General features: G+C 46.9%; 26 protein-coding genes, 1 tRNA gene and 1 riboswitch. Of the genes, 6 read left to right on the top strand and 21 right to left on the bottom strand.

Going from position 1 to position 25,299, the window contains the following annotated elements; translation table 11 throughout:
• Positions 1–10 precede the first annotated feature (10 nt).
• Together ACFTRD_RS06470 and pelA are read right to left on the bottom strand one after the other, a co-directional pair.
• Positions 11–94, bottom strand: a tRNA-Leu gene (locus ACFTRD_RS06470).
• 266 nt (positions 95–360) lie between these two features.
• Positions 361–1,320 (bottom strand): pectate lyase, encoded by a 960-nt coding sequence (gene pelA / locus ACFTRD_RS06465; RefSeq protein ID WP_379378204.1) that lies wholly within the window; start codon positions 1,318–1,320, stop codon positions 361–363.
• Positions 1,321–1,727: 407 nt separating this feature from the next.
• Positions 1,728–1,859, top strand: a riboswitch (cyclic di-AMP (ydaO/yuaA leader).
• Positions 1,860–1,864: 5 nt separating this feature from the next.
• On the opposite strand from pelA, the gene ACFTRD_RS06460 reads away from it, so the two are divergent.
• Positions 1,865–2,329 carry a C40 family peptidase gene (locus tag ACFTRD_RS06460; RefSeq protein WP_379378203.1) on the top strand — a complete coding sequence of 155 codons (465 nt, stop codon included), beginning with the start codon at positions 1,865–1,867 and terminating at the stop codon, positions 2,327–2,329.
• Positions 2,330–2,437: 108 nt separating this feature from the next.
• Here ACFTRD_RS06460 and ACFTRD_RS06455 read toward each other — a convergent pair whose 3' ends face one another.
• The 4 genes from ACFTRD_RS06455 to ACFTRD_RS06440 all read right to left on the bottom strand — a co-directional run bounded on the left by ACFTRD_RS06455 (position 2,438) and on the right by ACFTRD_RS06440 (position 4,233).
• Positions 2,438–2,767: a carboxymuconolactone decarboxylase family protein gene (locus ACFTRD_RS06455; protein ID WP_379378202.1), complete on the bottom strand. Its 330-nt coding sequence runs from the start codon at positions 2,765–2,767 to the stop codon at positions 2,438–2,440.
• A 117-nt stretch (positions 2,768–2,884) separates the two neighbouring features.
• The gene (locus ACFTRD_RS06450; protein WP_062322076.1) at positions 2,885–3,103 is read right to left on the bottom strand and encodes a hypothetical protein; all 219 of its coding nucleotides are present in this window, start codon (positions 3,101–3,103) and stop codon (positions 2,885–2,887) included.
• A 121-nt stretch (positions 3,104–3,224) separates the two neighbouring features.
• Complete coding sequence (locus ACFTRD_RS06445) at positions 3,225–3,554, bottom strand: hypothetical protein (protein WP_024629266.1); 330 nt, start codon at positions 3,552–3,554, stop codon at positions 3,225–3,227.
• A gap of 97 nt (positions 3,555–3,651) precedes the next feature.
• Entirely contained in the window at positions 3,652–4,233 is a 582-nt protein-coding gene (locus ACFTRD_RS06440; RefSeq protein WP_379378201.1) for a xanthine phosphoribosyltransferase, read from the bottom strand.
• A gap of 205 nt (positions 4,234–4,438) precedes the next feature.
• On the opposite strand from ACFTRD_RS06440, the gene ACFTRD_RS06435 reads away from it, so the two are divergent.
• Positions 4,439–5,497, top strand: coding sequence for a YkvI family membrane protein (locus ACFTRD_RS06435; protein ID WP_379378200.1), 1,059 nt, complete (start codon positions 4,439–4,441; stop codon positions 5,495–5,497).
• Positions 5,498–5,589: 92 nt separating this feature from the next.
• Here the strand turns inward: ACFTRD_RS06435 and ACFTRD_RS06430 are convergent, their stop codons facing one another.
• The 6 genes from ACFTRD_RS06430 to ACFTRD_RS06405 all read right to left on the bottom strand — a co-directional run bounded on the left by ACFTRD_RS06430 (position 5,590) and on the right by ACFTRD_RS06405 (position 12,588).
• Positions 5,590–6,720 carry a glycosyltransferase family 4 protein gene (locus ACFTRD_RS06430; protein WP_379378199.1) on the bottom strand — a complete coding sequence of 377 codons (1,131 nt, stop codon included), beginning with the start codon at positions 6,718–6,720 and terminating at the stop codon, positions 5,590–5,592.
• A gap of 327 nt (positions 6,721–7,047) precedes the next feature.
• Positions 7,048–7,596 carry a GNAT family N-acetyltransferase gene (locus ACFTRD_RS06425; protein ID WP_379378198.1) on the bottom strand — a complete coding sequence of 183 codons (549 nt, stop codon included), beginning with the start codon at positions 7,594–7,596 and terminating at the stop codon, positions 7,048–7,050.
• Positions 7,597–7,699: 103 nt separating this feature from the next.
• Complete coding sequence (locus tag ACFTRD_RS06420) at positions 7,700–8,755, bottom strand: hypothetical protein (RefSeq protein ID WP_379378197.1); 1,056 nt, start codon at positions 8,753–8,755, stop codon at positions 7,700–7,702.
• Between the two features lie 97 nt (positions 8,756–8,852).
• The gene (locus ACFTRD_RS06415; RefSeq protein ID WP_379378196.1) at positions 8,853–9,659 is read right to left on the bottom strand and encodes a Cof-type HAD-IIB family hydrolase; all 807 of its coding nucleotides are present in this window, start codon (positions 9,657–9,659) and stop codon (positions 8,853–8,855) included.
• Between the two features lie 497 nt (positions 9,660–10,156).
• A complete protein-coding gene (locus ACFTRD_RS06410; RefSeq protein ID WP_379378195.1) occupies positions 10,157–10,903 on the bottom strand; it encodes a pseudouridine synthase in 747 nt (248 codons plus the stop codon).
• Positions 10,900–12,588, bottom strand: a complete 1,689-nt coding sequence (locus tag ACFTRD_RS06405) for an RsmB/NOP family class I SAM-dependent RNA methyltransferase (RefSeq protein WP_379378194.1) — start codon at positions 12,586–12,588, stop codon at positions 10,900–10,902. Before ACFTRD_RS06405 ends, ACFTRD_RS06410 begins: the two co-directional genes overlap by 4 nt.
• 221 nt (positions 12,589–12,809) lie before the next feature.
• Here ACFTRD_RS06405 and ACFTRD_RS06400 point away from each other — a divergent pair, with 221 nt between their 5' ends.
• A complete protein-coding gene (locus ACFTRD_RS06400) occupies positions 12,810–13,358 on the top strand; it encodes a thioredoxin family protein (protein WP_192265975.1) in 549 nt (182 codons plus the stop codon).
• A 209-nt stretch (positions 13,359–13,567) separates the two neighbouring features.
• Here ACFTRD_RS06400 and ACFTRD_RS06395 read toward each other — a convergent pair whose 3' ends face one another.
• From ACFTRD_RS06395 to ACFTRD_RS06385, 3 genes are all read right to left on the bottom strand, one after another.
• A complete protein-coding gene (locus ACFTRD_RS06395) occupies positions 13,568–14,062 on the bottom strand; it encodes a DUF309 domain-containing protein (RefSeq protein ID WP_379378193.1) in 495 nt (164 codons plus the stop codon).
• A complete protein-coding gene (yjbM, locus tag ACFTRD_RS06390) occupies positions 14,049–14,864 on the bottom strand; it encodes a GTP diphosphokinase (protein ID WP_192265972.1) in 816 nt (271 codons plus the stop codon). Before yjbM ends, ACFTRD_RS06395 begins: the two co-directional genes overlap by 14 nt.
• Positions 14,865–14,998: 134 nt before the next feature.
• Complete coding sequence (locus ACFTRD_RS06385; protein ID WP_192265970.1) at positions 14,999–16,096, bottom strand: quinone-dependent dihydroorotate dehydrogenase; 1,098 nt, start codon at positions 16,094–16,096, stop codon at positions 14,999–15,001.
• A gap of 282 nt (positions 16,097–16,378) precedes the next feature.
• On the opposite strand from ACFTRD_RS06385, the gene ACFTRD_RS06380 reads away from it, so the two are divergent.
• Complete coding sequence (locus ACFTRD_RS06380; RefSeq protein ID WP_162842436.1) at positions 16,379–16,516, top strand: hypothetical protein; 138 nt, start codon at positions 16,379–16,381, stop codon at positions 16,514–16,516.
• Positions 16,517–16,603: 87 nt separating this feature from the next.
• Here ACFTRD_RS06380 and ACFTRD_RS06375 read toward each other — a convergent pair whose 3' ends face one another.
• From ACFTRD_RS06375 to ACFTRD_RS06365, 3 genes are all read right to left on the bottom strand, one after another.
• A complete protein-coding gene (locus tag ACFTRD_RS06375; RefSeq protein ID WP_379378192.1) occupies positions 16,604–18,043 on the bottom strand; it encodes a L,D-transpeptidase family protein in 1,440 nt (479 codons plus the stop codon).
• Between the two features lie 165 nt (positions 18,044–18,208).
• Positions 18,209–18,451, bottom strand: coding sequence for a ferredoxin (locus ACFTRD_RS06370; RefSeq protein WP_062322102.1), 243 nt, complete (start codon positions 18,449–18,451; stop codon positions 18,209–18,211).
• A gap of 118 nt (positions 18,452–18,569) precedes the next feature.
• On the bottom strand, positions 18,570–19,874 hold the full coding sequence (locus tag ACFTRD_RS06365) for a DNA polymerase IV (protein ID WP_379378191.1): 1,305 nt from the start codon (positions 19,872–19,874) through the stop codon (positions 18,570–18,572).
• A 545-nt stretch (positions 19,875–20,419) separates the two neighbouring features.
• Here ACFTRD_RS06365 and cimA point away from each other — a divergent pair.
• Positions 20,420–22,039 (top strand): citramalate synthase, encoded by a 1,620-nt coding sequence (gene cimA, locus ACFTRD_RS06360; protein WP_379378190.1) that lies wholly within the window; start codon positions 20,420–20,422, stop codon positions 22,037–22,039.
• A 78-nt stretch (positions 22,040–22,117) separates the two neighbouring features.
• On the opposite strand, the gene ACFTRD_RS06355 is transcribed toward cimA, so the two are convergent.
• Positions 22,118–22,669, bottom strand: a complete 552-nt coding sequence (locus tag ACFTRD_RS06355) for a TlpA family protein disulfide reductase (RefSeq protein ID WP_379378189.1) — start codon at positions 22,667–22,669, stop codon at positions 22,118–22,120.
• Positions 22,670–22,964: 295 nt separating this feature from the next.
• Between ACFTRD_RS06355 and ACFTRD_RS06350 the strand changes: the two genes are divergently transcribed.
• Positions 22,965–23,453 carry a M67 family metallopeptidase gene (locus tag ACFTRD_RS06350; protein WP_379378188.1) on the top strand — a complete coding sequence of 163 codons (489 nt, stop codon included), beginning with the start codon at positions 22,965–22,967 and terminating at the stop codon, positions 23,451–23,453.
• Here the strand turns inward: ACFTRD_RS06350 and ACFTRD_RS06345 are convergent.
• A complete protein-coding gene (locus ACFTRD_RS06345; RefSeq protein WP_379378187.1) occupies positions 23,439–24,176 on the bottom strand; it encodes an exonuclease domain-containing protein in 738 nt (245 codons plus the stop codon). The genes ACFTRD_RS06350 and ACFTRD_RS06345 overlap by 15 nt on opposite strands.
• Positions 24,173–25,267, bottom strand: coding sequence for a DUF294 nucleotidyltransferase-like domain-containing protein (locus ACFTRD_RS06340; RefSeq protein ID WP_379378186.1), 1,095 nt, complete (start codon positions 25,265–25,267; stop codon positions 24,173–24,175). Before ACFTRD_RS06340 ends, ACFTRD_RS06345 begins: the two co-directional genes overlap by 4 nt.
• Between the last annotated feature and the right edge of the window lie 32 nt (positions 25,268–25,299).

Raw genomic sequence — 25,299 nt, 5'->3', positions numbered from 1 at the left:
TTACATATGATGCGGTCGAGAGGACTCGAACCTCCACGGGGGTAAGCCCACACGGACCTGAACCGTGCGCGTCTGCCAATTCCGCCACGACCGCGTATATCATATCTCCGAGATATTATATCGCGGCGACAAGAAGTAATATATCATGTGGAATAATTTGTGTCAACAAAAAAATAATTTTCCCATTCTATGTTTAAAGCTGTATTCTTCCATCATTTCATGTAAAACAAAAAACCAAGGCCAACACAGTTAACAAGCGCTGTATTACCCTTGGTTTTGTTTGGATATTAAGTATGAGTCAAATTATTGTTATTGTTTATTTTATTGTTCTGATTGAAATTGATGAAAAGCGTGAAAGAACTATATCTTGGAAGGCCAGTTGCCGTACCAGGCATATCCGCCTCTTCTTTCCTTATCGATTTCGCTGAGCTTGTATTTCACAACCCCATCACGTCCTACGAAGATCGGTTTATCTGTTCCAATTTCGTAAAAGCGAGCCCAAATTGGTGCTGCGCTTGAATCAGCAACGATTTGGCTATCCCCGTTTTCTCTAACATATTTGTACCCTGTGATTTTCACCTTGTTGAACCAGGTTTCTGCCGCTTTGATTGAAGCTGTAATTTTTGAGTTCGACGGTCTTGTTTTCAAAAACTTCACAATCGTACTGCTCTCTCCAGCACTGAGAGAAGGCACTTCGTAAATTCTTGCTCCTGCAGGTTTAAGGGAACTGGAATCATGCTGCTGTCCCCATGCAGTCAGTTTGCCATTAGCGACAACCTGTGTATTCAGAATAGCGTCTACTCCTTTGGCAACTGATTTTTTACTGCGATCCGCAAGAGTGCTGTCGATGAATGAGAAGTCACCTTGGCGTGCACCTACTTCATCCAGCATGTACATGACATTAATCATGGCATCATCGTTGAAGGTGATGTGCTTGTGATAACCTGAGCTCTGGTATACTTGCGGCCATCCGCCATTGGAATATTGCATGTTTAGTAGAAAGTTGATTCCTTTGATGGCAACAGCCGAATACCGCGGGTCATTAGTCTTCTTAAATTCCTTTGCTAATCTTCTGATTTCTGAGTATGTAGCTTTGTTATCAATCGTGGATTTCGCCCACTCGCCGCTTGTTTCCTTATAATCTTTCTTCCATCCTCCGTCAGCACGCTGATTTTTCAAGATATCAGCAATACTCGCTGTCGTTCCCGAGGCGTCTGCAGCAGATACCTTCGCAATTGGCTGATATACTATTCCAATAACAGACAGAACCATTGTACAAGCCATAACAAAGGATGCAAACCTTACTTTTGATTTAAACATCAGATTAGAACACCTCTCCCGCTTCATTTTATGCAAACTGTTTCCCTGATCCTGCCCTCCTTATATTTGATTATAAGATCAAACTTTTTCTTTTTATCCAATATGTGGATTGGATAAAACCATTCTATGCAAAACAATGAATTATGTCAATATTCGCAACAACATGTAACAACTACTTTGATTCCTGTTAGTGTCATCCAAACCCTTGCGAAAAAGCAATTCATTGTCCAATTTCTATCCATTTGAAACAGTTGTTACTTTTTTGTCATCGGTTAGATACGCACTTCCGAGTTTTTTCTACATGGAAAGCTGGAATTCCGTTAACATTGAGGTGCTAAGAAGTGATTAAAACCGGTTTGACATTTTCGTATTTATGCAATATAGTTTCAAAAGGTTACAAAAACTTAATTATTCATTTGCCGAGTTTCATGTTTGAAAACGGGGGAACCATTTTGGGTGAATTATTCTTATACATAGGAAATATAGGGAACCTTCTACCGAACCCTTAGCTAACTCCGTAGGCATCGAAGGGAGAACATTGATTTTGAAAAAACTTATTATCTCCATTTTTGGAGCAGCAGTTCTATTTACATCCGGTGCAGCAAGCACAGAGGCAAGCAGTATTAACACCGTCGTTAACAACATGACTGGCATACCTTACAAATGGGGCGGCACGACAATGGCTGGATTTGATTGCTCTGGATTTATGAGATATATTTTCAACAAATATAGCATTGAATTACCACGCACTTCCCAGCAACAAGCTAAGGCCGGAACTCCGGTATCCAAAGCAAATCTGCGTACAGGTGATCTGGTATTCTTTAATACGATGGGCAATGGCATTTCACATACGGGTGTATATATCGGTGGCGGACAGTTCGCTCACGCTTCAAGCAGCAAGGGTGTCAGCATCACCCAATTATCCAACCCTTACTTCCACGATCGTTTTGTAACAGCACGCCGGGTAACAGGGCAGTTTATGTATAATAAGATGCTTGGCAAAATATAAGTTGAACACGAAAAGGCTTCGGTAATAACCGGAGCCTTTTCTTTGTCTACATTGATTTTCTACAAATGCACAGGCATGATGTTATAATCAGGCTGCAATACATCTTTTTTAATGCAAGGCCTTCTGGACTCTCATCGCACCCTGTGACAGCGCATGACCGCCGCCTACGGCTCCAGCTACAGCAACCGTCTCCATAATCTCCTGGTCGGTCGCTCCTTTGGCACGGGCCTCTTCCACATGGTAAAACGTACACACCTCATTGTTGGCGAACAATCCGATGCCCAGTGCAATCAGCTGTTTGGTCTTGGCATCCATCACTCCTGCCTGAAAGCATTCTCCTGTGAACTCATGATAAGACTTCACCACGGAAGGCAGCACGTCGCTTAATTCTCCAATCTGGTCCTTATAGGCATGAACCTTATCATTCATTAGTGTCAAGATTACCGCACATCCTCTCGGCTGATATGTTACAAGCTCTCACTGTACCTATCTTCTCTCCCGAGAGGTGCAATTATGCCAAATCATCCATGGTAAATGAACCTAAAAAGGCATGTCCTATTCTTCGAGCAGACTCTTGCGTGGTTCGCTGAACAATTGATACCGATAATTCCGGTCGAGTTTGACCACACGACGATTCTGACGGCGAATGAGCACCTGCTCCCCGTCCCAGGCTACGACAATGCCCGTCACATCATTCGACTGAATCTCGTCTCGTACCACTCTTACTTTTTCACCCGATAAACGCAGTGCATCCAATTCTGCATCACTGATCATATTCCCGGCGCCTACTTTCCAAAAAATTATTTACAAAAAGAGACCTAAATGAAAAGTCATTTAGGTCTCACGTGACTGTATTGGACTGTCATGTCATTCGAAAGTATGTCCCGACTGAAAGTTACCGCTGCGCGTGCTCTTTGCTGTCGTTCTTCTCGAACCAAAAATCAAGCACTTTGGCGGACATCACACGTTCTTCAAGGTACTCCACTTGATGCGGTGTAAATTGTTCTTTCCAAGAGAAGGACAACTCTTCGCACAAGCCTACAATCGTCAGCAATTCTGACCAGGCAACGTAGCGTTTGTACCAGAAAAATTGAGGATGTTCAATCATATAGGGATAAAGGTCATCGAATTCCGTATGTTTACAATCCAGGGCACGTTCAAAATGAACTTTCGATTCCGCCAGCTTATCAATAAAAAATTGTTCTGTTGCCGGTTGGTTCCCCATGGTGTTGCCTCCTCTCCCTAACATAACCCCATTATAAATGAAATCGGCAGTCATGCAAAGGCATTGTTCAAAAATTAGGCCCTATTCCTTTAAAATGTCACATTTCATTATCATCAAATTGCACGGTACCGTCATTCAGTGAACGAATGCGTACCAACGCTTCAACCGGGATGCCCTGTTCTCGAATGGTACGTGCTCCGGCCTGAAAACATTTCTCGACCACGACACCAAATCCAACCAGTTCCGCACCCGAACGTTCAATAATTTTGATGACACCACGAGCGGCATCTCCATTGGCAATGATATCGTCAATGAACAAAATACGGTCATTCTCATGAATGTATTCACGGGATACCATGATATCCGTTACGATTCCTTTGGTAAAGGAAGGCACTCTTTCACAGTAGGCGTCGGGGTCAGCCAAAAGTGTTTTTTTGCGACGGGCAAATACGAGCGGAACACCCAGCTCATACGCAGCAGCAAAGGCGACCGGAATCCCGGAAGACTCCACTGTAAGGACCCGGGTTACACCACTTTCTCGGAAACGAGCAGCAAACTCACGCCCCATCTCCATTGTCAATTCAGGATCAATCTGATGATTTAGCAGACCATCCAGCTTAAGCACCTGATCCGAGATGACTACACCTTCTTGTAAAATTCGTTGTTTCAATACTTCCATAATTTGACCTCCCAAGCCTATCCTATGACGTAAAAGTATCATATATCTGGCTATCAGTTCAAGCGAAATTGACTATCCCCTTGTCTGGAGCATGCAAATGCCCCCAAAGATGCACATCGATTGTCATGACTTTGATGGGTCAAGCATACCTTGTACCATGGCACCCGCATGTCCAAACTATTCAGGGGCCTGAGAGGGGAAGCGCATGAAACAGGCATTTCGGGTGCTGCAGATCGCATTTACATACATTGGAACGGTCGTAGGGGCCGGCTTCGCTACAGGTCAGGAGATATTGCAGTTTTTTACCCAGTATGGCAAATGGGCCACCATGACCATCGGCTTATCCACCATGCTATTTGTCTGGTTAGGTACGAAAATGATGCTGATTGCTCACGATACAGGCTCACGTTCTTATGAAGATCTCAACAAGCATTTGTTCGGTCAGAAAGCAGGAAAATGGATTACGTGGGTTACCCTCCTGGTTCTCATTGGAGTAAACAGTGTCATGCTGGCTGGAGCCGGTTCGGTCTTTGTAGAACATCTGGGTATGCATTACCAGACCGGTCTGATTGTAACGCTTGTCGGTACATATCTGCTGCTTGGACGGGGTATCCAGGCCATTCTGCAAATGAACAGCATCGTGGTACCGATGATGCTGCTGCTCTCCCTGCTTATGATTACAAGCACCATACATCATCCCGGCGCAGACCGATTTATTACGTTAACCACTGACAGCCATCCAATCCAGGTCTGGTTATCTCCCCTGTTGTATAGTTCATTCAACCTGGCACTTGCTCAGGCTGTACTCGTTCCGGTAGGGAATCAGATTCGCAGCCGGAAGGTACTGAAATGGGGCGGTGTTCTGGGCGGAATAGGGGTAGGATTCATGCTGATGGCCGCCCACTTCGCCATGTCGGCACAGATGCCTGGTATCATGCAGTTTGAGATTCCAATGGGCAGTATTGCCTTTCAGCTTGGATGGGTAGTGCAATCTGTGTATGTATCTCTGATTTTCATGGAAATCTTCAGTACGTTTGTAGCCGACATTTATGGAATGACCCTCCAACTCAGACAGCATGTCGAAGTACATCCCAAAATAATCACACTGGCCATCATGCTGTTATGTTATTCGCTCAGCCAGTTTGGTTTCAGTTCCCTGCTCTCTATCCTTTACCCCATTTTCGGAAGTTTGGCACTGATCTGGGGGGCAAAATTGATAATGGATCGATGGGGGAGCTTTCGCGGACGCAACAAAAACCTGTAAATAACACATCCTGATGATACGGAAGGAATTTTTCCTAAATATATCAAAAGCCGCTGTTCGCACAGCGGCTTCTTTCTTTCCCACCCCAGCGCTTAGCCCTGGCTCGGAAATTGCAAATATATTTTTTTTAGTTCATTGACCGATCTGCCCAAAGAATAATGAGTCTTGGCCTTCTCACATGCCGAGCGGGCCAGCTCATAACGGTACGCCGGGTCAAGCATAACCTTCTCCAGCGCTTCTGCCAATGCAGACGGATCTTCTGAGGGGACCAGCAAGCCATTACTGCCATTCTCGATCTGCTCAGGGATACCGCCAACATCTGTACCTACAAGGGCGAGACAGCTAAGAGCCGCTTCAGCAAAAACGGACCCAAACGCCTCTGCCCGCGAAGGAAGAACGAAGATATCAAAGAAAGGCATGAATTCCTCAGGGTGAAGCGTGTATCCGTAAAAAATAGTTTCATTATAAATGCCCAGCCGCTGGGCCAACTCTTCCAAATCTGGACGTATCGGTCCATCTCCGATAATATGAAGCACGTAATCATGTCCCCGAGCTTTCAGCTCGGCACAGGCTTTGAACAGAATATCCAGCCCTTTCGCCGGAACCAGCCGACATACAGTGACCAGTTGTGGAATAGCATTGTCATGAGGAATCGGCTTAAACCGTTTCTCATCAAATCCATTGGGTATTACACCGATGACATCGGGATGCTGCACATAAGGTACCAGATAACGACGGAAAGAATCCGACACGGTCAACAGACGCTCTGCCTGATGCTCCAGTTCACCATAGATGGCCAACAGGAATTGATGCTCCGGTCCGTCCGGCTCAATGCGTCCATTCAGAATCAGCTCTCGCTCATAACTGGAGTGGATCGTTTGAATGAGGGGAACATCCGGGAAAACGTTCTTCATCGCAAGTCCGGCTATAGGGTGATGGGCATGAATCAGATCGTAAGGCTTCTGAATACGCAGCTTGGTCCACCACAAATAATCCCGGTAGGTTTGCATATATTTTTGCACGACAGAACTGTCCTGATACTGTGTCCAATCGAACGTCTCGAACTGGATATCTTCTCTGCCCTTGTTACGAATTCGCTTCGGCAACGAGAACAGATCCATCTCCCACCTCGGGGTTGTAAACCTCTCTTGCATATAAGGAATCATAGAGGATACACCTCCGGGCTGCTCCGGAGGAAAGAAAAGCGCCTGCAGCAATCTCACCGTTAGTTTCCCCCTTTCTTGCATAAGTCTTTCAGTACATCTTCAATGATGATAAGTCTCTCCTATATATTATGACATATGGAGGCTTGAACATCTATAATTCGTTGGAGGTGACCCATCCGCCTGATCATTCCCCGACTCCCTTTTTTACTATGCGTTTATCTTTTTCCTGGGTCCAATCGTAGGTCAACAAACGCAGGTATCTAGTCTGGCAGCTTGGACATTACACCGCTCAGAGATTGAAGCTTGCAGCCTGCAATCCTTGAGTCGTATATACAGCATATTCGAGTGAAGCTTGACTAAGAAGCGGGAACAATCGTTAACCAGCTAACCAGGGTTGACTGCTTTTTCATATGTACTGAAACCGCCTACCTCCGCGACGAAGGTATAGCCATTGCGGGCGTAAAAAGCATTCAATGTGGCATTGTCTGCTCCACAATCCAATCGAACGATGTATTTATCCTCGAATTGGATGCCGCTGCTGGACCATTGCAAAATCGCACGTCCCAATCCACCTTGAGCATACTTCCTGCGAATCGCTAATCGGTGCAAATAAAGTGCACCATCCCCGGGATGCGCTTTGCTTCCCCACAGATGTGCATCCCACGCACTGGGCTGACTCATCAAAATGACCATGCCAGCTATGTCAGAACTCTTCTTAAATACAAATACGTCTCCACGCAGAATTGCCTCTGCCGTATTATGGGAATCCTCACCTTTTAACAACGCGTTCCATTGGGAAGACCCTTGACTCCGCAGCCATTCGGCGGTTTCCATGAGCAAAGACCTTACCTCTTCCGTGTCTTCCGGCTGAGCCTGTAAAGCTTTAAATTCATCATTAATGTAATCTGTACGGATCCTGAATGAATGCTTCATAATTCTCCTCCACTTCCCAGGTCTCTCTTAAACTAATGGTACTATACCGGGAAATGACTTTTTCGTCAAAACGTAAACAAAAAAGGCAAGAGGCTGCTGCCTCTTACCCATCAATCTTCGCTTCATCAATAATTTCATTTCGATATAACATCGTAAGATGTAAAGTATCAAATTCAAGCTCTTTGTCAAGCTCGCGCATCAGAACTTCCACCAGACTCTTCCGCTGAGCGCTTGTACCAGGAACCTGATACTCCATATAGCCTGACAAATCCGGACTAGAGGTGTCAATCGTTGCCGTACCGACAGGTAACCCTCCGCGTTCTTGAAGAAACAGTTCATACACCCGGAACTCCCGATCTTTGCGTGCTAACATCACATAACAAGCTTCTTCAGCTGCTTCAATCTCATCGAGATCTCCGTCCTCCTGCACCTCAAAGTCATCTGCAAAATCCCGGTGCACCCATTCCACGGAGTCCAGCTCATACCCTTGATGCCACATGCGAATCGTAATTGTATCGATAGTTTCTTCATCCAGTTCTCGGATCAGCAGCTCTGCCGCTGCATCCTGATAACTCTCCGAAGGTTCATCGTACCAGTGTATCTCGCCCTGCACATCGGCACCATATTGTTTCAAAGATGCTTCGGCGAGTTCTTGTCCACTAGCGTCATTGAATAGATAGGTGGATATGCTTCGTCCGGCACTTACCATCTCCATCTCCAACATATGTCCCGGGTCTTCATATATAAATGATTCGGCTTGTGAACCGGGTAACACATGTACTTCACTTGAATCAAACCGATCATTCTCTCGATCGTTGTAATACAAGTCTTCCGAATGCGTCGACTCATTTAGCCCATCTGTGTGGGTATCTGGCTTCTGTAACACAGAATATAATGTACCGCAGCTTACGAGCACCTCATATTCTGCAGCACTTACCGCATCCGCGAGAGAGCGAATATATTTGTGTACCTGCTCTACAATCACATGTTCTGTCTCGTCAGGTAGCGAATCTTGTTCCATCTGAAGACTACCGGACACCCGATCTCCTTCCCTGAACACAAGCAGGAGCGAACCCGCATATTGACCATCCACCATAATATCCTGCACTTCGCCACCTGATGTTCGAAGATCAGGAATCAGCTCTATTTTCAGTTTCATGTACCTGCCCCCCTCAGTTCCTAACGTTATTCTGTTAGGTTACCCTTGAGAGCGAGAGTTTATAAGGTACAACATCTTTTCAGATTTAAGAATGCTATCATTGGACGGATAACACATATTTTTGAATAGCATGTGCCACACCGTGGTCATTGTTCGAAAGCGTAACTTCATCCGCAGCAGCTTTGACTTCCTCCGGGGAATTATCCATGGCTACCCCTTTACCTGCAAAAGTTAACATGGTGATGTCATTGTAATAATTACCCACTGCCATAATCTCGGAAGGAAGGATTCCCTTTGCCTCAGCCAGTCTTTTTAGCGCTGCACCTTTGGAAGCCTCGGGGTGCATCAGATCAATGAAAAAGTCACCGCTGCGCGTCATATAATAAGGCAGGTTCCAGGTTGACCACTCCTGTTGCACCGCATTCATCTGCTCGATGGGTCCAAACGCCGTGAATTTGGCAAGCGGCTCTGTCATATCCGCCCATTGTGGGAGCTTCAGCGGCTCTGCCATAAAGTTCTGATACATCTCGCGCACCTGCAGCTCCAATCCTTCCGGCTGATCCACATAGAGGCCAAACGCCGTGTTAATATCGAAATGCACGCCCTGCGTTCGGCAATAAGAGATGAAAGGCTCAAGTCCTTGTCCATCCATCGCAAAATGGTGTACTACTTCACGAGTCTGCACCTGTGCAGTTACTGCCCCATTATGTGTAATGACATATCCGTCAAGTCCCATCTGCTCCATAAACGGAATTGTATTCGCCGGGCCTCTGCCTGAACACAGGACAATCTCTGCTCCCTGCCGGGAAGCACGCATTAAAGTCTCTTGCGTCATTTCGGTGAGTTCATGATGATCATTAAGCAACGTTCCATCTACATCCAGTGCGATTAATTTGATTGTCATTATCTTCATTCCTTATCTGTAAAAGAGTCGCACCCACCCAAACCCTCCCTTCCGAGGGAGGGCCCCAGAGGACTCTGCCCTCTGGACTCCCGCCTCGTTAACCGGCGGCTGGTGGGATCTTGCTATGTGACGGTCGGTGTGGGAGCGCTTGGTTGCCAGGTCCTCAGCTTGACAGCGGCGGTCCCGCCCAAGCTTAAGCGGGACCCTTGCGGGCAGGGCTTGGCCCACTGCCCAGGCTCCCTGCTTCGCTTCGCGAAGGACGGGAGCTGGTGCGCCTTTGGCGCCGAGGGCAGGGCTTCGCCCCCTGCCCGGCTCCCTGCTTCGCTTCGCGAAGGACGGGAGCTGGTGCGCCTTTGGCGCCGAGGGCAGGGCTTCGCCCCCTGCCCGACTCCCTGCTCCGCTTCGCGAAGGACGGGAGCTCTTGCGCCTCTGGCGCCGAGGGCAGGGCTTCGCCCCCTGCCCGGCTCCCTGCTCCGCTTCGCGAAGGGCGGGAGCTGTTATTTCCGCAGAAGATTTAACTCGTCTGCGGTTAACTCGCGATAGCTGCCGATATTCAAATCAGCATCCAGCTTTAGTTCACCCATGGCTACACGTTTCAAATAAACCACACGTTTGCCAACGGCCTGGAACATTCTTTTTACCTGGTGGAACTTGCCCTCATGAATGATTAGTGAAATGGAAGAGAGCACGCCCTCTTCGGTCTCCTCACGATGAAGTACAGTCAGCTCCGCAGGCAACGTCTCATACCCATCATCCAGCTGAATGCCGGCTTTGAATCGTTCAATATCTTCCTCATCAACATTCCCCAGTACACGGGCTTCATATGTCTTGGGCACATGTTTACGCGGAGATAACAGATCATGAGCAAGTGGGCCGTCATTGGTTAGAATAAGCAAGCCCTCCGTATCCTTATCAAGTCGTCCCACAGGGAACGGATTGAAGACACGATCCTCTTTGCGCAGCAGATCAATCACCGTTTTATCCCGGTTATCTTCAGTTGCGGACACCACGCCAGGCGGTTTATGCAGCATCAGGTAGATCATCTCCCGATAAACAACCCGCTCACCGTCCGCTTCAATTACGTTTACATCGGGATTGACCTGCACGCCGCTATCTTTTACCGGCTTCCCATCCACATAAATTCTGCCCTGCTTCACCATCTTTTTGAGTTCACTTCGTGATCCCACACCCATATGACTCAATATTTTATCCAGACGGAGCGTTGACTTGCCTTTTCCACTCATACCGATGTCCACCTCCAGCCTGCCGGATATTCATTTTTCAATACACCATCCAGCCATTTCCCCCAGCCCGCAGCGAAACCATCCACACATACCAGGACATAGCCTTTGGCGGCTGTACCCGTGTTGCGTTTAACGCGGGCTTCTTCGATGTTCAACGTCTCGCCTTTGAGATATCTCACTGCTTCGCCGTCAGTCGAAGACAGATTTACGGATCGCAGAGCCTCCGCTGCATTCAAAGCGCATGCCAGCGGGTGAGATGGGACAAATCGTCCATTTTTCAAGGTCCCCATAAACCACCCTGGACGTATCACCTTAAGCCCTTCCAGGCGGGCAGCACCCACAGAAGATTGATACACCCGATCGCCGTAAAAGACCGTTTCTCCAGCAGTCTCCATCTCCAGATTATCTCGTAAAAATGACGTGTACACTGCTCCTGGATCGAAACTTGATTGATCGGCTCCTCGTGCCTGACTCCGTTCGTTTTTGCGGCCACCACGTTCGTTTTCTTTGCCCTGTTTTCCCTGTGCCTTACCACTGCGGGCATGTCTGTCATTACGTTCTCTGGATTCGGTTCTCATGAGACGTTCCCTTTTACGCTCTTCTTTACTGATTGGTGCAGATGCACGGATGGATTGATCTACCGATTCAATCGAATTGATAACGTCCCCATCTGCTGCCTGTCCAGTCTGTAACGCCCTGCTTTCTTCTTGACCTCCGTTATCTTCTCTGAGAGATTCAACACGATGCTTCAATATAGCAACATAATGCCCTTCTCCCTCCAACAGGTGAGGCCACAACCTTGCAGTTCCACGAGTCTGGTCCAGGACGGATTCTGTCTTCTGTACTGTCTCGGGCAGCATCTGACGGACCCATTCGGGTCTCCCTGGGGCAAATCCGGCACTTTCCGGGATGTCTTTTACTATGAAGTCTGGATTGATGTTCAGAAATTCCGCGATCATCGCTTCATTTTCCTCCGGTGCAAACGTACATGTGGAATATACAATTGTTCCCCCATGAGCCAGTAACCTGGCGGCAGTCTCCAGAATATCGCGCTGCATGAGCACACATTTTTCAACAGAATGATGTTCCCAGGATTTCACCATGTCCTCATCTTTGCGGAACATGCCCTCACCCGAGCAAGGCGCATCGATTAAGATTTTGTCAAAATAATGAGGAAATGCATTCGCAATCCGTTCCGGGGATTCATTCAATACAACAGCATTGCGTACCCCATACAATTCCACGTTTTTGGCGAGGGCTTTCGTACGTTCCGCATGGATATCATTCGTAACGAGTACACCTTTCCCCTGAAGCTTGGCTGCGATCTGGGTTGTTTTCCCGCCAGGAGCTGCGCACAGATCAAGCACACGTTCCCCGGGCTGCACATCCAATAATTCAACCGGGGCCATGGCACTGGGTTCCTGAATATAATACAAACCCGCATGATAATAAGGATGTAAACCTGGCTTAACTCCGTGAGGCACATAAAAACCCGTTCCGCACCACGGAATGGGTCTCATATCGAATGGAGCCATTTCTCCGAATTGTTCCATTGATATTTTCAACGTATTCACTCTCAGTCCCGCATGTGGCGACTGCTCATAAGATTTCATAAATTGTTCAAATTCATCGCCTAACAAGCTTTTCATTCGCTCGGCAAATATCGAAGGCAGCTGTACAGCCATAATTGCACTCATCCTGTCTTGTTAAAATTGCATATAGTTCTATGTTATCATATCCAGGCATGGCTTTCCTATTGATTCATTACATATTCCACTACAGCGTGTAATGTAGTATAATGGCAAGTAGATTGATGGATGTGCAAAAATACGGGTGTTTATGCATATTATCCCATCCTGTGTTTTTGCCAAACTATATTTCGATATGATCGATGGGGGATGTCTTAATGAAATCCAAGAAGAAAAAGAAAAGCGCTGCAATCCTTATTTTCCTGGGTATTTTCGTCGTATTGATTGCAGCACTTGTCCTGGTGAATCAGCAATCCAAGAAACAAATGGACGCTGTGGGGAATGCTTATGGTATCGCCGCTTCCAAGCTTAATCCCGCAACCCGCGAACTGCTGGACGATCCGAACTACCAACAAATTATTTTGCCTGATGATCTAAAAGCCAGAATTGATAACAAAGACAGCTTCTTTGTATATTTCTTTGCCTCCGATTGCTCACACTGCCGTGCAACAACACCTCAGCTGATGCCGCTGGTCGATGAGGAAGGTATTCAACTGCCTCAGTTCAATCTGCGCGAATTTGATTCCGGTTGGTCAGACTATAACATTGAATACACACCGACTCTGGTATACTATCAGGATGGTGTAGAGAAAGATCGCATGGTTGGCGGGCTGCAGGAAAATGGCAGTGACAACGGTTATACACTGGATGACTACAAGCAATTTTTCGAGAAATATAAAGGCAGTACCACTCCGTCGGCAAGCTAATCGTTTTACCCCATCGTGGATGCGATGGACCCTCAGGAATCATATTGCCCTTGCATGGACAAGCTCTGGAATCATTCCAAAACGTATTGATGTCATTTAATATCGAACACCCCGACGCTCCTCTATAGGAACAGTCGGGGTGTTTTTTTATAGATTATATGTCTGACATATGTTAATGATGAAGTGGATGATGACTTTCCATTATATGCTTACTCGCTCTGCATGTTCTGTTCCTGCTGTAATGCCTTCATCTTCTCTTCATAGATTCGTCCACGTGTAGGACTTCGACGTTGGGGAATATTGGGCTTCAGTTCAAGAGCTCGTTCTCGAACCTTCTGTACCAGTTCCTCATCCTCAATCTGAATGTACAGGTCTCTGTAAGGGAATTTCTGTGGCTCAGGACCCGAAAGTCCATGAACCAACTCCTGTACTTCCTGCACTAACGGTCTAAGAGCAATGCCTCGCGAAGTTTCCGGATATGACTTTAACAGATCTACCGAACTCTGTAACATCATGCGTCCTCCGCGAAGATTAGCATTTCTGAAATGGTACAGCCCCACTGCAATCTGCAATAGCCCTTTGTACATCGAATCCCGATCCCGTTCAAGCCATAGTTCTTCCAGAACCTCATGGCACTCAAAATAGTCCTGATCGCGATTAAAATAGATCAGATAGTCAATATACAGCGGCTCATAGCGGCTCATCGGGGTTTTCGCCCTTTCTGGCCGCATTCAGAAGTGCTTTCACATCATCCAGCAGGTCTTTCAGGCCTTCCATATCATGACGCTCCCAGCAATCATTGAAACGTTTCTGTGCTTCAATCGCTTCGTTCACAAGATGATAGAAATACAATTGATGTATGATGTTCAGTGTTCTTGACACAATGTTGGAATCATCCTCGAAGGCCTTCTGTGCCTCCAGAATTTGCAGACGGATGGCCGACATCTCATTGTCGAGTACAAAAGCGGCCTCTGCCGTCTTTTTCAGTCTTGCCCGCATGTCATCCGGCAGGCTCTCCCGGAACTTGTAACTCAGGGAGTGCTCAATTGTGGCCCAGAAGTTCATCGCCAGCGTCCGAATTTGTATCTCGGCCAGCACGTTCTTCTGTCCAAGTGCCGTCTGAACAGGATACTCAATAATCATATGAAAACTGCGGTAGCCGCTCTCTTTGAAGTTGGTGATATAATCCTTCTCGATTAATACCGTCAAATCCTTGCGCCCGCGTATATACTCGGCTACCCGACGAATGTCATCCACAAACTGGCACATAATGCGGATACCTGCAATATCCTCAATACCCGTTTCTACCTGATCAAGCGGCACATTCAGGCGTCTGGATTTCTCCAGAATACTGGATATTTTTTTGACACGACCGGTAACGAACTCGATCGGGGCGTATTCTTCCCTTTTCTTAAGCTCTGCCCGCATCGTTTTAAACTTGACTTTCAATTCCTCTACCGCTTGTTCATAAGGAAGTAAAAATGTACCCCAGTCTCTACCGTCCATGCTCATGCCTCCTGTCTCTATAGCTTCCCCTGTTCCTATCCATTATACATGATGTTAGACGGGGGGAAGAGTCCCGTGCGATATTACCCTCTTCCACGCTTCTATTTTCAATCCGGGTAACTCTGAAACCATGCTTAACGATGCTCTGCACCGACAGCTTCCGTAATATGGCTGTAACCGTCTTTGCGCAGCAATTCACGCAGTCCGGCATGAATGCGTCGGTTCACTTCAGGACCTTCATAGATCAATGCTGTATATATTTCCACCAGGCTTGCTCCCGCTTTAATCTTTTCGTAGGCATCTTCGCTTGTGAAAATACCACCTGAACCGATGATCGGCAGTTTGCCTTCAGTATGACGATAGATTTGGCGAATGATCTCCGTGGAACGGTCACGCAGCGGCTTGCCACTTAGTCCCCCCGTTTCCTTGGCATGTTGATGGGACAGACCCTCACGGCTAATCGTTGTGTTGGTTGCGATGATGCCGGCAACACCACTATCCGCGATGGTACTTACCATATATTCAAGCTCTTGATCGTTGACATCCGGTGCAATTTTGACCAATACCGATTTAACTGGGCCACCCGCTCTTTTACGCTGCGTCTCCATCTCATTCATGACAGCAGCAAGCAATTCCTTTAATTCATTCCCATGTTGCAGATTACGCAAATCCGGTGTATTTGGTGAACTGATATTCACCACGAACAGGTCCGCATAATCATATAGGGCCCGAATACATTTTGCATAATCCAAATGCGCTTCTTCATTCGGTGTCGCCTTGTTCTTACCTATATTCACGGCCACTGGAATTCGGCGCTCCTTGAGGCTTGCCAATTCACCCGCCATCGCTTCGGCTCCGAGGTTATTGAAGCCCATCCGATTCACCAAAGCCTCATCGGGAGGCAAACGAAATAACCGCGGCTGGTCGTTGCCTGGCTGTGCAAGCGGTGTGACTGTGCCCACTTCCATAAAGCCAAACCCGATGGAAGAAAAGCCCGTTACAGCCTGTCCGTTTTTGTCCAAACCGGCAGCAAGTCCTACAGGAGTAGGAAAGTGGCATCCAAACATGTCCACAGCCAGATCGGAGGTTTCACGCACGCCATACATGACACGTAACCCGGAAGGAACCGGGCGGATGCTCCCCATTCCGCTTAAGCCGCCGATAATTAAATGATGGGCCTGCTCAGGGTCCATTTTGAACAACAAGGGTTTAGCAAGACTTCTGTATAACAAATCAATCACTCCGTTCTGTTCCGGTACGCTAAAAAACTGCTTTCCGTCTTTTCATATGTAAAAAAACACTCTATACACAAGTCTATCCGTTTCTTCTTCAAAAGGAAAGTAGTTTGAGCATAGACAGAAGCATTTTGCATACCCCTACAAGCAACAAAAATCGAATGATGCAAAATGCTCACAAGAAATCAACCCGCCTACTGGAAATGACGAGTTGAATTCTTTACAATGGGAGCATGGCTACTTCGATATTAGCCCTATTTCCTGAAGGAGGAACAGCCCATGGCTCCCAAACGCAAACCACCTACATTGCAGCAAAAGAAAGATGAGGTCAATCGGAAAGCCATTATATGGACGGCAGCCAGTGTTGGTGGACTGATTATTATTATTGGCGCACTTATTATTATCGCCAATCTGTAAAGAGTCCAACCTACTGCCCTGCATCTACATACCCACACCCAGCATGAGATTTTAACGTTTCTTTGGCCCGGATCACTTCTTTTCCGTCTAATTCAACCAGTGATACGTTTTATTCGGATTATTTTGCTTGGGAACAAGTGTATTCCGGTAGCGATCCTTCGCTTCCGGAACAAGCGTTGTTTCTGGCAGCAGATCTTTACCGATGCGTACCGGAGTTCCCTGAGGAGCGAGAGCAAACAGTTCTTCCACATCTTCAGTACTCATTCTCACACATCCAAGGGATTCATCCAGCCCAATACTGTTCGGCTCGTTGGTCCCATGGATGGCATAGTTCGTATCAGAGAGCTGCATCCCTCTACTCCCAAACTCGCCATTGGAACGACCATTTGGATTCACAACCTTGTCTGAAATCACAAATGAGCCCTCTGGAGTACGATCTCCACCAAGCCCCACCTCGTAATTCCGAATAATGGTGTTGCCACTAATCAGCGCAAGTTTATGTTCGCTCTTGTCGACGATAATCTCAAGCCGATCTTCCAAAAAAGGCTGTCCGCCTAAAGTATCCATAAACGCAGCATTTTTTCCTGACGGCGGGTCTGAATTCACACCTGTTGTTCCAGCAGCTGTATTTTCCCCTTTTCCCTTCCCCTCTTGTTGATGCATCGCTAATAGTGTCGGAAACATCTGGGTCATGCCTGGAGCAGTCTCTCCCAGAATATTGTTTGGAAACGGCTGTGCAAGCTGCCCTACGCTTTTGGGCCAGGTTCCTTTTTGTTTTTTATATGTAATGATTGCACTCGACAGAGCTGCCGCTGATTCCTGTTTGGCTGTCCATACATATGCCAGTCGCTTGATCTCCGGTGATAGGGTCGGTGGTTCACAGTTACACTGCTTGGCATCATAACTCTGTGCAGTTAATTTACCACTGTGGTTTGTCTGAACGATGTATTTTACAGGCATATTACGCTTCCATAATGACCAGTTACCCGCGACTTGCATTTCGAGCACTGCCGATGTCTGCACGTTCGAACCCGAGCCAGACCACGCTGCTGCAAGTGCTGCTTCGCCCTGGTCACCTCTACCAAATGAACCCGCAGTAAACACATTGGAATCCGTAACAGGAGTCGAATCTCCCCCGCTATTTCCTGATCCGTTCTCCGTGGCTTCATCCGTAGATTCCAACGCCGAAGCCAGAGCATCCGCTGCATCACGGTTGAAACCCGGAGCATCGGCAGGCGGTAACCCTGCGAGGACAAGCAGCATCAAGAGGGTCAGCCACATTTTGCGAACACGGTGTTTCTTCTCCTTTTGCTCCGCCATCTCGACTAGCTTTTCCTGATAATCTACCCATATATCTGCCGGTGCCTTGCTTCGCTCGAAAGCCTCGTAGACTTCACCCGCCTGCTGAAAACAATAGTTCGCCTTGGCCTCCTGTCCTTCACCCAAATACTCCTTACCAAGCAAATACCATGCCATTTTATTATCGGGATGTTTCTTTACATATGTTCTTAGATGAGTATTTTGCATCCGATCCTCCATCATTTCGCCTTTTTTTCCGTTTCTCTATATATCGGCAAATGAAGACAAGAAATCCATAGGACTTGAGTACCCGGATCAATCCCACAACATTCGACAAAAAAGCACATCCCGCTGCCGCAATGACAGAAGAATGTGCTTTTCATATAAAAGGAATTAGCCTTCTTTGTTGAAAGGTTCATCCGCTACTTTAATGGAGTCTGTAGGGCAGCCGTCGCAAGCATCCTGCATATCGTCGAACAAGTCGTCTGGAATTGCTTTGATCCCTTGGTTGGCATCCCCATCGAAAATCACTTCTGCCAAACCTTCATCATCATAGTCATAAATGTCAGGTGCCGTAGCTCCGCAAGCTCCGCACGCAATACATGTATCCTTTTCAACCCAAGTATATTTACTCATTACCAATCTCTCCTCCTATTATTCAAGAACGCACAGTATTTTTATCTAGGAACATATTAATACAAAGTAAAAGTTATTACAAATTATTTTACAACCTCAAGACTTCATTATGCCCTATTTAATCGAGACTTTGCAAATTATCTTTTTGCAGAGAGGTCCCCCGAACTTTGTGATTGCGAAGTAACACGGAAGGATCATCCCCCAGCATACCAGCTGTAACGACTGCATTCTCACCAAATTTGTCTCGCAACTGATCCATAATACGAATCAGATTTTCCTTTTTGGGTTTCTGTTCATATTCGAACAGATCAAGCTGTACCGCCGATTCCTCGCGTGGAATTAGGGTTTGCAGGGTAACGCCCAGCATACGAACCGGCTTGCCCCCGCCCCAATGCTTTGCAAACAAAGCACAGGCTTCCCGATATATAATCGACGCATCTTCGGTAGGCACTTCCAGCATCCGTGATCTGGTAATCGTCTTCATATCTGGTGTACGAATCGTAATCTGAATGCCCTGACTGAGCATTTCGTGCTTGCGCAGTCGTCTGGCAACCTGGTCACTTATATTCAGCAAGACCCGGTGTACATCATGCATTTCAGATATGTCCGCAGGCAGTGTGGTTGTATGTCCAATCGATTTGTTCGCTTCACGTTCAGCCTGAACTTCCGAATGATTAATGCCATTAGCTGAATTTTTCAGCCAGGAGCCATTGATTCCAAATACATCCGTTAACATCCGCTCGTCTGATTTGGCCAATTGCCCGATCGTTTCAATCCCCAGCTTCTTCAGCTTTTCGGCTGTCTTCTTGCCAATTCCGAACATCTCGTTACAAGGTCTCTTCCACAAAATCTCTGGCACATCTCTCATCCGCAAAATCGAAATGCCGTTCGGTTTCTTTAAATCAGAGGCCATCTTGGCCAGCAGCTTATTGGGTGCAATTCCGATGGAACAAGGCAACCCCAGTTCGTCCCGGATTCTGTTCTGAATACTCTCCGCAATTTCCAGCGGCGTACCGAACTGTCTGGAGCCTGTAATATCGAGGTAACATTCATCGATGGAGGTCGCTTCGAGCAGCGGCGTATAACTGTAGGCTATTTTCATGAATTCTCTCGAATACTTTCGATACAGATGAAAATCCGGACGAATCACAATTAAGTCAGGACACTTCTTCAACGCTTGATGAACAACCATGCCTGTGGATATGCCCCTGCTTCGAGCCGTGTACGAACAAGTGACAATGACACCTTTGCGCACTTCACTGCTGCCAGCAACCGCCGTCGCTTTTCCTCTATATAATTCCGGTTCCTCGGCTTCATGTACAGAGCAATAAAAAGCATTCATATCGACATGCAAAATCACTCGTCCGGCGGCAGGATAATATCGATCTACATTGATGTTGTTATGCGTTTGGTCTGAAGACATGTCCACCACCGTCCTTTCGTATACACTATCCCTTAAAACGTACTCTTTTATCTATTATATCAAAATCCCTTATGTAAAAATCATGCACACTCCCTTATTTTCGGAGAGATTTAACAATCAATCGAATAACAGCCCATATAGCAATGACGAAAATGGCGATCAAAATGAACGAAATAATTATATTCTCCCACACAAAGCTCATTCTCTCCCCCCATTTTCAAAGGAATGATGCAAACTCTCATTCAGGCCCGGAATAGATACATATAGATGAAGCATAACATATTACACAGCCCCGTTTATATCGGAATTCAATCCATGATCCAGCATTTGTTACACGCAGCAGTGAATTCGATGTAGCATTTGGCCATAATGGTGCTATAATAATTCATTATACAAATTCACGATTTTAGGACAAATCTACACTTTGAATTTAATACAGTGTAGCGTTACAGAATCGAAGGATTCGTCACCAACATGTTCAATCGTTTTTTCAAACACACCAACTAACTTTCCAAAAAAGCGCTTCATCTTAAAGGAGGATCTTCATGTCAAAGGCCATCTCCATCTTCGATACAACTTTACGTGACGGCACACAAGGGGAGGGAGTCAGCTTATCGGCAGATGACAAGCTCAAAATTGCCAAGAAGCTCGATGACCTCGGTGTTCATTATATTGAAGGCGGGATTCCAGGCAGTAACACCAAGGACATTGAGTTTTTCAAAAGAGTCAAGGAATTAAACCTGAACGCCAAAATTGTCGCTTTTGGCAGTACACGTCGCAAAGGCAGCAGCGCGAGTGAAGACGCCAACTTGAAACGCATGATTGAATCTGGTGCGCAGGCAGCAACTCTCGTTGGGAAATCATGGGATTTCCATGTACACACAGCTTTGCAAACCACTTTGGAAGAAAACCTGTCCATGATCTACGACTCCATTGCCTATCTCAAACAAAACGGCATGGAAGTAATCTTTGATGCAGAGCATTTCTTCGACGGATTCAAGCACAACCCGGAATACGCACAAGCCGTATTAACCAAAGCCCATGAAGCCGGAGCGGACTGGCTTGTCATGTGTGATACGAACGGTGGAACGATGCCACATGAAGTTCATGAGATCGTATCCACAGTCGCGGAACGTCTGCCCCAGGCTCAATTAGGTATTCATACACATAATGACTGCGAGCTTGCTGTCGCCAATACTTTAAGCGCAGTACAAGCCGGGGCCAGACAGGTTCAAGGTACAATGAACGGTTATGGAGAGAGATGTGGCAATGCCAATCTGGCTTCCATTATCCCTAATTTGCAACTGAAACTTGGGTATGAATGCGTGTCTGAGGATTCGATGAGACAGCTCACGAATGTTGCCCGTTATGTCAGTGAGATTGCCAACGTAAACATGCCAATCAATCAGCCTTATGTGGGCAACGCAGCTTTTGCCCACAAGGGCGGCATTCACGTCTCTGCCATTTTGCGTGATTCCAGAACTTACGAGCATATCGTACCTGAGCTTGTTGGTAACAAGCAGCGTGTACTCGTCTCCGAACTGGCGGGACAGAGCAACATTGTGTCCAAAGCACAGGAACTGGGTCTCGAATTCGATCCGAGCAGTGCCAACTCACGTCAGATTATTGAGAAAATCAAAGATTTGGAACATCAGGGTTATCAGTTTGAAGGAGCGGACGCCTCCCTTGAATTGTTGATTCGTGAAGCCAACGGTGACATGAAAGAATTGTTTACCTTTGAATCGTTCAAAATGCTTGTTGAAAAAGCGGCTGGCAAGTCTGTTGTTTCGGAAGCTTTTGTAAAACTTAACGTTGGTGGAACAAGCGCATATACAGCAGCTGAAGGTAATGGTCCGGTCAACGCTTTGGATAATGCACTTCGTAAAGCGCTTGTGCAATACTTCCCTTCACTTGCCAATATGCATCTCTCTGACTACAAAGTACGTGTGTTGGATGAAAAGGATGCTACCGCCGCGAAAGTACGTGTACTAATCGAGTCCAAAAACACGGAGAATACGTGGAATACGGTCGGCGTATCCGAGAACGTTATTGAAGCGAGCTGGGAAGCCCTTGTACACAGTTTCCGTTATGCCCTTCTTCAGGAAAAATTGCAGGACGAGCCTGGTGTAGTCCATGTTCCTGCTCACGGACTAAGCAACCACTAATGCATATTTCCCGGAAAATAAAAAAAGCGCCTGTCTCCAAAAAACATTCGGAGACAGGCGCTTTTGGGTCTCATTTGGTTAATCCGCAATTAAATCCTTGATTTTGCGCTCAAGCTCCTCCTCAGGTAAAATCCCAAGAATGATTTCCTGAACGACACCTCTGGAATCAATCAATACATTTGTCGGAAAAGCTATACCGTTATACTTGGCATACGCTGTTCCGTCCTCATCCAATAAAATAGGGAACGTCAGTTTGTATTCATCCACAAAAGCTTTGGCGTCCCTGATTTTATCGTACTTCGTTACATTTACACCGTAAAGATCCAGTTTATCCTTGTATTTTGCTGCCAATGTGTTGAGCGCAGGTGCTTCCTGCTTGCACGGTTCACACCAGGAAGCCCAAAAACTGACGAATATGGCCTTTTCTTTAGCGCCACCTGCCGTATAGGTTTTGCCATCCATTGCCCTCAATGAAAATGCCGGTGCCAATAGTCCAGCTTTGGGTCCGGTCTCTGTGGGCATCGGTTCTTCTTGCTTAAACACGGCTGCAATGCCGTTATCTGCATTTTGAGCCATTGCAATGCCAACAAGCAGTACAACACCCAGCAGTATGTATATGTTTCGTTTCATGACCAGCCACCCTTTTGTATGATCAGCATATGGAGACTCACGCTCGTACATGCGAAATGTTCAATCCCTCCTTTCATATTGTACCCCTTTCCCTTAAAATTTTACAATCTGGAACAAAATAAAATGGGAAAACTCTATCGGCGTACCACAAAGAAGCCATACTGCGTTTATAAGCAAGCTGCAACTCCAGTATCAGGAACACCACATTGGTTTGGAGTGTATCCTAATTTCCTGTTATTATCAAAAAAAAGGACTCCTGCCGAAGCAGGAGCCAAAGAGAGAGGGGTGAATACAAATGGCAGCACTTCACGGGCAGCAGAACCGCCTCTACATCCCCCACTCCGTAGAGCAAGAGATGTCTAAGCATATGTTCGCTTCACTGCCAATGGAAGCCTGCGGGGTTGTGCTGGGTGAAGCTGCAGCGGGCGGCATACGAATCAGTCGGTTTCAGCCCATTCGTAACGTAGCGCCTGACCCGCTGCACCATTTCTCACTGGAAGATGCAGAATGGATTCGGTGTGTATTCAATGAGCCGCAGCTTATCGGACTCTTTCATTCCCACCCCCGTACCGCTCCCGTACCTTCCATCGAAGATCTGCGTAGTCTTCCGATGTTCGCCGGATTACTTCAGGCATATCTTATAGGTTCACCCAAGCTTACACCTGAAACACAACCACAGATGATGCTGAACGGTTATCAGATTCACACAGGTAACGATCGATCCAGTGAATCGAAACCAATCGCAGCATACAACCTACATCCCGTTCAGCTATGCGTGACTTAACTGGGTATACAGATCCCCCAATGTATTTACATTTTTACGAGTCATGTCCTCCAGATAACAGGACCATAACTGTGCCGTCATCTTTGCATCTTCCAAGGCATGGTGCCTTCCATAGATTGGTATGCCTCTGGATTCCAGCAACTCATCCAGACCATACCCCGGTCTGCTCGGTTCGAGCCAACGTGCCAGCATCATCGTATCGATGAGCCGATGCGTAAGCCTTACTTTGGACGTCCGCCATAAAGCCGCATTCAGAAAGGCCCGGTCATGCGCACTTGCATGAGCCACCAGCACACTCCCACCTACAAAAGACATGAAATCATGCAAACCTTCCAGTAACGAGGGCGCTTCCAGTGTCATTTGCTGTGTAATTCCCGTTAGTTCGGTAATGTGTTCCGGAACGACAGCCTTGGACTGAACCAACGTATAGAATTGCTCTTTCTCCAGCACAACACCGCCACTGATCCGCACCGCTCCAAAGGAAAGGATCTCATCCCCATGTTGGGGAGAGAAACCTGTCGTTTCCAAATCAAATACGACGGCATTCAATTCATTCAAGGGTGTGTGCAGCACCTCGGGTCTGCGTTGTTCTCTCATCATCGAACGGATAAACGCCATATGTTGCGCCGTAGGGGCTCCCATTATGGAAGCGATGGCGGAAGGAACCCCTCCCTGGCGCAGCGAATTCCAGAATCCTGTATTGCCCCTTGCCGGCTCTCTCATGGACGTCTCCTTTCTGCAAAACGAAGTTGTCTTTGCAGCGCACGATGCACTCGCCGCACCAACCCTAACGTATTCCGGAGTTCATAAAGCATCTGTTTTTCCTTCAATTGTTTCTCATTCAGGAAACCACCGCTCTGCTGCAACCCTTTCTTGATCACAACCGGTGTACTGCATCGCAGCTTCAAAGCTGTCATAAATGCACGCTGTGTAGCATCCAGTAAAGTCAACGGCACGGCTTCGAGTGAAACCAACCTCTGGATTCGTTTAAGCGTAGAGGTTTCTTTGATCCCATGCTGCAATGCCAGAAAACGCGCACTGTTCACCAGCGGGATATACAAGCCATATTTGACATCAAATCCGCCTGCATGCTCACCGAATCGCTCAGTCACCACTCTTCCAAGGATGTTCAGCGTCGCCTTATGTTTAACAGTATTGCGCAGCACAGCATCCGAAAGTTCAGGAACGGATCTGAATCCTTCATAAAAAGCTGTAATCCATTCGTGTGCCAAATCTTCTTCTCCTGCAACAAAACGCATGTCAGAAGCAATAATCAGATTCCGAACCGGCTCCCATGACAGATCCGAGCCCCACTCTTTCAGTTGTTGTTTCCATGCTTGCAGCGTTTTCCTCCACAGTGACTCAGAACACATCACCTTGCCTTCACATTTGGCATAACCGAGTTCCTCAAGCGTATCGGTCATTCGAAGTCCGAGTTCGGCAAAATAGGGTTCTTTTCCCTCATGTGGGATATCACTAATAATCATGCCATTGTCCTGATCGCTCCATAATGTCGCTTCTTCCCTGCCAGAACTGCCAAAAACGATAAAGGCATAGGGGACGGGAGGCCGGCCTAGGCCTTCCTCTACCATCCCCTGGATGCATAACTCTACTGCTCGCCGGGCAATCCGGTCATGCAATTCATTTACCGTCTGGTACCATTCCATCGGCGACAAGGAAGCGGACAACCATTCCTGAAGCTCATTCTGCAAGTTCACACGCGCCTGCCGCAGTTCTTGAGTAGATGCCGCACCATCTATTCCCTGATAGGTCCAGGATTGATTTATATACGGGATGGGTTCCATCATGTCCAACCTCCTTGAAGCATGATTCAGCAATCATTCCT

This window comes from Paenibacillus sp. NPDC056933 (assembly GCF_042674385.1).
Lineage (GTDB): Bacteria > Bacillota > Bacilli > Paenibacillales > Paenibacillaceae > Paenibacillus.
Note: the sequence above shows the minus strand (reverse complement) of the source record. Positions and strands in the feature narration are given on the sequence as shown.

Bases quoted from the DNA above. Each gene is read 5' to 3' on its own strand.
- pelA (WP_379378204.1), bottom strand. From the start codon at position 1,320: ATGTTTAAATCAAAAGTAAGGTTTGCATCCTTTGTTATGGCTTGTACA.
- ACFTRD_RS06450 (WP_062322076.1), bottom strand. From the start codon at position 3,103: ATGATCAGTGATGCAGAATTGGATGCACTGCGTTTATCGGGTGAAAAA.
- ACFTRD_RS06445 (WP_024629266.1), bottom strand. From the start codon at position 3,554: ATGGGGAACCAACCGGCAACAGAACAATTTTTTATTGATAAGCTGGCG.
- ACFTRD_RS06440 (WP_379378201.1), bottom strand. From the start codon at position 4,233: ATGGAAGTATTGAAACAACGAATTTTACAAGAAGGTGTAGTCATCTCG.
- ACFTRD_RS06435 (WP_379378200.1), top strand. From the start codon at position 4,439: ATGAAACAGGCATTTCGGGTGCTGCAGATCGCATTTACATACATTGGA.
- ACFTRD_RS06425 (WP_379378198.1), bottom strand. From the start codon at position 7,596: ATGAAGCATTCATTCAGGATCCGTACAGATTACATTAATGATGAATTT.
- ACFTRD_RS06420 (WP_379378197.1), bottom strand. From the start codon at position 8,755: ATGAAACTGAAAATAGAGCTGATTCCTGATCTTCGAACATCAGGTGGC.
- ACFTRD_RS06415 (WP_379378196.1), bottom strand. From the start codon at position 9,659: ATGACAATCAAATTAATCGCACTGGATGTAGATGGAACGTTGCTTAAT.
- ACFTRD_RS06410 (WP_379378195.1), bottom strand. From the start codon at position 10,903: ATGAGTGGAAAAGGCAAGTCAACGCTCCGTCTGGATAAAATATTGAGT.
- ACFTRD_RS06405 (WP_379378194.1), bottom strand. From the start codon at position 12,588: ATGGCTGTACAGCTGCCTTCGATATTTGCCGAGCGAATGAAAAGCTTG.
- ACFTRD_RS06400 (WP_192265975.1), top strand. From the start codon at position 12,810: ATGAAATCCAAGAAGAAAAAGAAAAGCGCTGCAATCCTTATTTTCCTG.
- ACFTRD_RS06395 (WP_379378193.1), bottom strand. From the start codon at position 14,062: ATGAGCCGCTATGAGCCGCTGTATATTGACTATCTGATCTATTTTAAT.
- yjbM (WP_192265972.1), bottom strand. From the start codon at position 14,864: ATGGACGGTAGAGACTGGGGTACATTTTTACTTCCTTATGAACAAGCG.
- ACFTRD_RS06380 (WP_162842436.1), top strand. From the start codon at position 16,379: ATGGCTCCCAAACGCAAACCACCTACATTGCAGCAAAAGAAAGATGAG.
- ACFTRD_RS06375 (WP_379378192.1), bottom strand. From the start codon at position 18,043: ATGCAAAATACTCATCTAAGAACATATGTAAAGAAACATCCCGATAAT.
- ACFTRD_RS06370 (WP_062322102.1), bottom strand. From the start codon at position 18,451: ATGAGTAAATATACTTGGGTTGAAAAGGATACATGTATTGCGTGCGGA.
- ACFTRD_RS06365 (WP_379378191.1), bottom strand. From the start codon at position 19,874: ATGTCTTCAGACCAAACGCATAACAACATCAATGTAGATCGATATTAT.
- cimA (WP_379378190.1), top strand. From the start codon at position 20,420: ATGTCAAAGGCCATCTCCATCTTCGATACAACTTTACGTGACGGCACA.
- ACFTRD_RS06355 (WP_379378189.1), bottom strand. From the start codon at position 22,669: ATGAAACGAAACATATACATACTGCTGGGTGTTGTACTGCTTGTTGGC.
- ACFTRD_RS06350 (WP_379378188.1), top strand. From the start codon at position 22,965: ATGGCAGCACTTCACGGGCAGCAGAACCGCCTCTACATCCCCCACTCC.
- ACFTRD_RS06345 (WP_379378187.1), bottom strand. From the start codon at position 24,176: ATGAGAGAGCCGGCAAGGGGCAATACAGGATTCTGGAATTCGCTGCGC.